This is a genomic window from Streptomyces odonnellii (genome assembly GCF_000981895.1).
GTDB classification, from domain to species: Bacteria; Actinomycetota; Actinomycetes; order Streptomycetales; family Streptomycetaceae; genus Streptomyces; species Streptomyces odonnellii.
Genome location: NZ_LATD01000333.1, coordinates 1 through 5,905, shown reverse-complemented (window position 1 = coordinate 5,905; position 5,905 = coordinate 1). Strand labels below are relative to the sequence as shown.

Annotated in this window: 5 protein-coding genes; 3 read left to right on the top strand and 2 right to left on the bottom strand. The window is 72.4% G+C overall.

Annotation, left to right across the window (positions count from 1 at the left end):
• The 3 genes from WH07_RS28105 to WH07_RS28090 all read left to right on the top strand — a co-directional run.
• On the top strand, positions 1–1,039 hold a 1,039-nt coding region (locus tag WH07_RS28105; RefSeq protein ID WP_408645946.1), incomplete at its 5' end, for a hydroxyacid dehydrogenase.
• The gene (locus WH07_RS28095; protein WP_232789082.1) at positions 1,036–3,216 is read left to right on the top strand and encodes a DUF2264 domain-containing protein; all 2,181 of its coding nucleotides are present in this window, start codon (positions 1,036–1,038) and stop codon (positions 3,214–3,216) included. The genes WH07_RS28105 and WH07_RS28095, both read left to right, overlap by 4 nt.
• 84 nt (positions 3,217–3,300) lie before the next feature.
• Positions 3,301–3,897 carry a TetR/AcrR family transcriptional regulator gene (locus WH07_RS28090; protein ID WP_046505862.1) on the top strand — a complete coding sequence of 199 codons (597 nt, stop codon included), beginning with the start codon at positions 3,301–3,303 and terminating at the stop codon, positions 3,895–3,897.
• 103 nt (positions 3,898–4,000) lie between these two features.
• Here the strand turns inward: WH07_RS28090 and WH07_RS28085 are convergent, their stop codons facing one another.
• Positions 4,001–4,654 carry a histidine phosphatase family protein gene (locus WH07_RS28085; protein WP_046505860.1) on the bottom strand — a complete coding sequence of 218 codons (654 nt, stop codon included), beginning with the start codon at positions 4,652–4,654 and terminating at the stop codon, positions 4,001–4,003.
• Positions 4,651–5,905: FGGY-family carbohydrate kinase (locus tag WH07_RS28080; RefSeq protein ID WP_052744576.1), on the bottom strand; the 1,255-nt coding region annotated here is incomplete at its 5' end. The genes WH07_RS28085 and WH07_RS28080, both read right to left, overlap by 4 nt.

The following is a 5,905-nucleotide window of genomic DNA, read 5'->3' as shown; positions in this document are numbered from 1 at the left end:
CTCGCCCACCTCGTCAGCCGCACGCCCCCCGAGGGCCAAGCCGCGCGCCGCGCTCGCCATGGCACCGGACGCCGCCGCCGGCGTCCTCGGCCCCGAGGCGCTCAGCGCCCTGAGCGCGGTGTGCGAACTCGCGCCGCCGCCCGTCCTCGACGACTTCACCACCGACCGGGCCCGCGCCGCCCTCGCCGACGCCGAACTCCTCGTCACCGGCTGGGGCTGCCCGCCCCTGGAGGCGGCCGTCCTGGAGTCGGCACCACGGCTGCGCGCGGTCGTCCACACCGCCGGTTCGGTACGCGGCCATATCACCGAGGCCTGCTGGGAACGCGGAATCGAGGTGTCCTCGGCCGCAGCCGCCAATGCCCTGCCGGTGGCCGAGTACACCGTCGCGATGATCCTGCTCTCCGGCAAACGCGCCCTGGAACGCGCCCGCGACTACCGTGCGTCGCGCCGCCGCGAGGAGTGGCTGCCCACGGCACCCGAGGTGGGCAACTACCGCCGTACCGTGGGCATTCTGTCGGCCTCACTGATCGGCCGACGGGTCATCGAACTGCTGCGGCCGTACGATCTGCCGGTGCTGCTGCACGATCCGTACGTCGATGACGACGAGGCCGCCGCGCTCGGTGCCCGGGCGGTCGGGCTCGGTGAACTGTTCGCCGCGAGCGACACGGTGAGCGTGCACACCCCGCTGCTGCCCGCCACCCGAGGCCTCGTCAGCCGTGAACTCCTGCTGTCCATGCGGCAGGACGCGGTCCTCATCAACACCGCGCGCGGCGCCGTCGTCGATCAGGACGCCCTGACCGAGGTGCTACGGGCGGACCGGATCCGGGCCGTCCTCGATGTCACGGAGCCGGAGGAACTGCCTGCGGACCATCCGCTGTGGGCGTGCGAGAACGCACTGATCACCCCGCATCTCGCGGGTTCGCAGGGCAATGAGCTGCGGCGACTGGCAGATCTGGCGGTCAGTGAGATCGCCCGCTGGGCGGCGGGCGAGAGCTTCGCTCATCCCGTACGACGCGAAAGGCTGGCGTTCCTCGCATGACCGAACAGTACGAAGCACCTGGACCGGACGGCGCCCCCATAGCCGGACACCATGGGCGCGAAGGCCATATGGGCGAGCACCATGTGCCCGCGCCACATGTGGGCGAGCACCATGGAGACGAACACCGGCCCGAGCGCCATGTGCCCGGACACCATGTGCCCGGACACCATGTGGTCCCGCTGCCCGACGAGGACCGTGCGCTCAGCCCGTACACCGGCTACACCCGGGCGCACTGGGAAGCCGTCGCCGACGGTCTGCTGGGCGCCGCCTGGCAGTGGGCCTCCCCCGGTCGCGCCCTGCTCGATCTGCCCGGCCGGCCCTCCGTCTCCGGGGTCCGCTCGGACGGACTGGAGGGGTACGCCCGTACGTTCCTGGCCGCCGCGTTCCGGGTCGCGGGCGCGGGCGGCGCGGACCCGTACGGCTGGCTCGACCGGTACGCGGACGGGCTCGCGGCGGGGACCCGTACCCCCGGACGCGACGACGCCGAGTCCTGGCCGCTGGTCCTCGGCCACGATGTGCACGGCCAGCCCATGGTCGAGTCCGCGTCTGTCGCCATCGGGCTGCGGCTGACCAGGGCCTGGCTCTGGGACCGGCTGGACCCGGCGGTCCAGGACCGCGCCGAGGAGTGGCTGCGCGGCGCGCTGCGGCACACCCCGGCCCCCAACAACTGGTACCTGTTCCCCTATTCGGTCGCCGGATTCCTGGAGTCGGTGGGCCGCGGCGACACCGAGACGGCCCGCGCGCGGGAGCGGGCGCTCGGACTGCTGGAGGGGTGGTACCGCGGACAGGGCTGGTACACCGACGGCGACGGCCGCGCCTTCGACCACTACAACGGCTGGGCCCTGCACCTGTATCCGGTCCTGGACGCCCATCTCGCGAGCATGGACGGCGAGTTGGGCAACTCAGAAGCCGCGGGCAGCACACCCGGGACGACATCCGGGGCGGCACCCGAGGTGACTTCCGAGGCGACCGCCCGTCATGGCGCGCGACTGCGCGAGCATCTGGAGAGTTTCTCGCTGCTGTTCGGCGGCGACGGCGCGCCGGTCCACTTCGGCCGCTCGCTCACCTACCGTTTCGCGGCCGGCGCGGCGGTCGCCCTGGGCGCCGTCACCGGGCACACCCCGCTCGCCCCCGGTGTCTCGCGGCGCCTGCTGAGCGGCTCGCTGCGCTACTTCCTCGACCGCGGCGCCATCGGTACGGACGGCCTGCTGAGCCTGGGCTGGCACGGCCCCCATGCCGCCACGCTCCAGCGCTACTCGGGCCCGGCCTCGCCCTACTGGGCGTCCAAGGCCTTTGTCACTCTGCTCGCACCGCCGGACCACCCCCTGTGGACGGCGACCGAGGAGCCCGCTCCCAGCGAGGGCCCCGACCGGGTGCTCGCCCTGCCCGCGCCGGGGCTGCTGGTGCAGTCCACGGGGGCGGACGGGATCGTACGGCTGCACAATCACGGCAGTGGCAATGTCCGGCCCCACGAGGGCGAGCCGGCCTCGGAGGACGACCCGTACTACGGCCGGCAGGCCTACTCCACCCGGACGGGCCCCACTTCGGTCGAGAACCTCGCGGACAACCATCTGTCCGTGGAGATCGCGGGACTGCGCAGTGTCCGCCGCCGTATCCGCCCCCTGGGCACGGGGCAGGGCGACGGCTGGGGCTGGGCCGCCTCCTGGCATCTGCCGGTCTTCGCCTCGGGTCCGCCCATGGTGCCCGGGCTGCGGGTCGAAAGCGTGACGGTCGTCAGGGGCCGGTACGAGCTGCGCGCGCACCGCGTCCTGGGCGCACCGCCCGGCACGCTCGTACGCCAGACGGGCTGGGCGACCGGCCCCGGTCCGGACGAAGGTCCTGGCGGCGACGACGGCGTACGGTCCGCTCTCCACGGCCTGTACGGCTGGGCCGGCCTGGACGAGCAACGGGCACCGCAGGGCACGGCCTTCACTCGGTGGGCGCGGGTGCCCCGGCTGACCGGCGAGGCCGAGGGGACAGCTCTCTTCGCCGCCCTCGTCACCCTCACCGCGGAGCCCGCCGCGGCCCCGCTGTCCGAGGCCGTGAGCGAGGTACGGCTGCCGGCTGCGGACCTGGACACCATCGAGGTGACCTGGGCGGATGACGGATCCGTGACGCGCGTCGCCTTCACACCACTGGAGGTCACCCACACCGATCGTGTCACCCACATGGCCTGAACGGGATGAACTCAAACTGGATGAACTAAAATAGACCAGCAGGTCCAGACTGTGGGACCGGCAGGCATCGGAAGGACGGCCGACATGCCGAAGGCACTGACCGCCAAGGGAACGGCGACCCGGCAGCGGATCATCGACGGCGCCGCGGCCGAGATCCATGACCGCGGGGTCCTGGCCACCACCCTGGACGATGTCTGCCGGAGGACCGCGACCAGCAAGGGCCAGCTCTTCCACTACTTCCCCGACGGCAGGGAGGAGTTGCTGCTCGCCGTCGCCGAACGGGAGGCCGAGCGTGTACTGGAGGATCAGCAGCCGCACCTAGGCCAACTGACCACCTGGAGCGCCTGGGAGTCATGGCGGGACGCGGTCGTCCTCCGCTACCAGCGGCAGGGCATGAACTGCCCGCTCGGCGTGCTGATCACCGAGCTGGGCCGCAGCACCCCCGCCGCGCAGCTTGTGACGGCACGGCTCATCGAACGGTGGGAGCACCAACTGCTGGTCGGTATCAGGGAGATGCAGCGGCACGGCCATGTCGCAGAAGGTCTCGACGCCAAGCGCACCGCGGCCGCGATCCTGGCAGCGGTCCAGGGCGGCGTGACCATCCTGATGTCCACCGGCAGCAGCGCCCATCTCGAAGCCGCGCTGGACACCTCGCTGTTGTTCCTGCGGCTCGCGCACTGACGGCGAAAGGCGCGTCGGCGCCCCACGACCGCCGCGCCCCACGACCGCCGCGTCCCTCGCCCCACACGCCTGGCCCCGCCCGCTTGGCCCCGCGCCTCGCCCGCTACCCCGTCGGCACGTTGTACGACATGAGCGCCACCTGCCCACGCGTCACCCGCAGTTCGGTGATCGCGCAGTTGCGCAGCTTCGGGAGCACTCTCCGGTACTCGCTCTCCGGGATACCGAGCAGCCTGCACAGCACCAGCCGGAACAGGGAGTTGTGCGCGACGGCCAGGACACGACCGCCCGGATGGCCCTCCGCCAGCCGGAGCAGGGCGGCGGCGCCACGGTCGGCGGCGGACTTCGGGTCCTCGCCGCCGGGCAGCGGATGGGCAGCCGGGTCGCGGCGGAAGTCCGCGACTTCCTGGGGGTACGAGGCTTCGAGTTCGGCGAGGGTCCGGCCCTCGGCGACGCCGAAGTCCAGCTCGGCCAGGTCCGGTTCGACGACCGGAACCAGTCCCGTGGTGCGGACGGCGGGTTCGGCGGTGCGGCGGGCGCGGGTGAGGGGCGAGGTCACGATCGCGTCGAGCCCGGCGCCCGCCGCCCAGCTCCCTAGTGCTTCGGCCTGCCGGACACCGCGCGGGGTCAGCGCGATGTCGCTGACCCCGGCATAGCGGTTCTCGTCGTGCCAGATCGTCTCGCCGTGCCGGGCGAGAAAGAGAGTGGTGGAAGCCGGGGACTTCGTAGCCGGTCCCGCTTCCTCTGCCGAGGCTGTCATCCGTGCTCCCGTGCGTAGGCGGCGGTCTCCGAGGGGAGCCAGCCGCGCCGCTCCAAGGCGTCCACCAGGGTGACAAAGGGCTCGTCGAAACGTGGGGTGACCTGGGGCCGCGGATCCAGGATCGTCCGTACGCGCACCATGCTCCGTACGGTGGAGAGCAGTGTCGACTCGCCGTATGCCGACGCACCATGTGGCTCCACACCATGTGCCTGCACCCCATGTGTCCGGCTTCCATGTGCCTGGGCCCCATGTGCCTGGCCTACATGTGTCCGGACCCCATGTGCCGCGAGCACAGCCATCCCCAGGGCGGAATCCGTGTGTTCGGGGATCGTGGCGGTCAGTCCGAGGATGTCCGCACGGAGCTGGTTCCAGTACGGGCTGCTCGTGGCACCGCCGGTGAACGCGATCGGTGAGTGGGCCGGGGCGCCCAGGAACCGGACATAGGCCAGACAGAGCCGTTCGACCAGGGCGACGCCCTGGAGCAGCGCGGCATGGTGATCGCCGTCGTCGGCCGGCCGCCCCAGGACGAAGGGCTCGGCGTCCGCGGCCAGGAACGGGAAGCGCTCCCCGCGCGAGACCAGGGGGTACGCGACCACACCGGCCGGTTCGTGCGCGGCGGCCAACCGGTCGAGCTGGGCCAGATCCGCCCCGGGGAACGCCTGTGTCAGGGCGCCCGCGCCAACGCTGGAGGCACCTCCCGGCAGCCAGTGCCCGTCCGGGGAAAGGTGGTTGTAGAGCACACCGGCGGGATCGTGGAGCGGGGTGTCGGTGACGCCCTTGAGGACGAGCGTGGTGCCGAGGACCGTGTTCCACCGCCCCACGCCCCAGGCCCCCGAGCCGAGTTGGGCCGCGCATCCGTCGGTCATGCCCGCGATCACCGGGGTCCCCTCGGCCAGGCCCGTGGCGCCCGCCGCCTCCGCGCACACCGTACCGAGCGGTGTCCCGGGGAGGACCACGGCGGGAAAGTCGAGGCCGGAGAGCCCGAGCCGGTCGTGGACGGCCGTCGGCCAGGTACGGGTGCGCAGGTCGTAGCCGGTCTTGAGGGCATGGCTGGAGTCGGTCGCCACCGGGCGGCCGACAAGCCGGGTGGTGATGAAGTCCGCCTGGTGACAGACCCGGGCGCCCTTGAACCCGGACGCACCCGAACGGGACGCACCCGAACCGGATTCGCCGAGGCCGGACGTATCAGAGCCGGTCACGCCGAAGCCGGTCGCACCGGAACCGGCCGCGCCACCCCCGCCCCCCGGACCC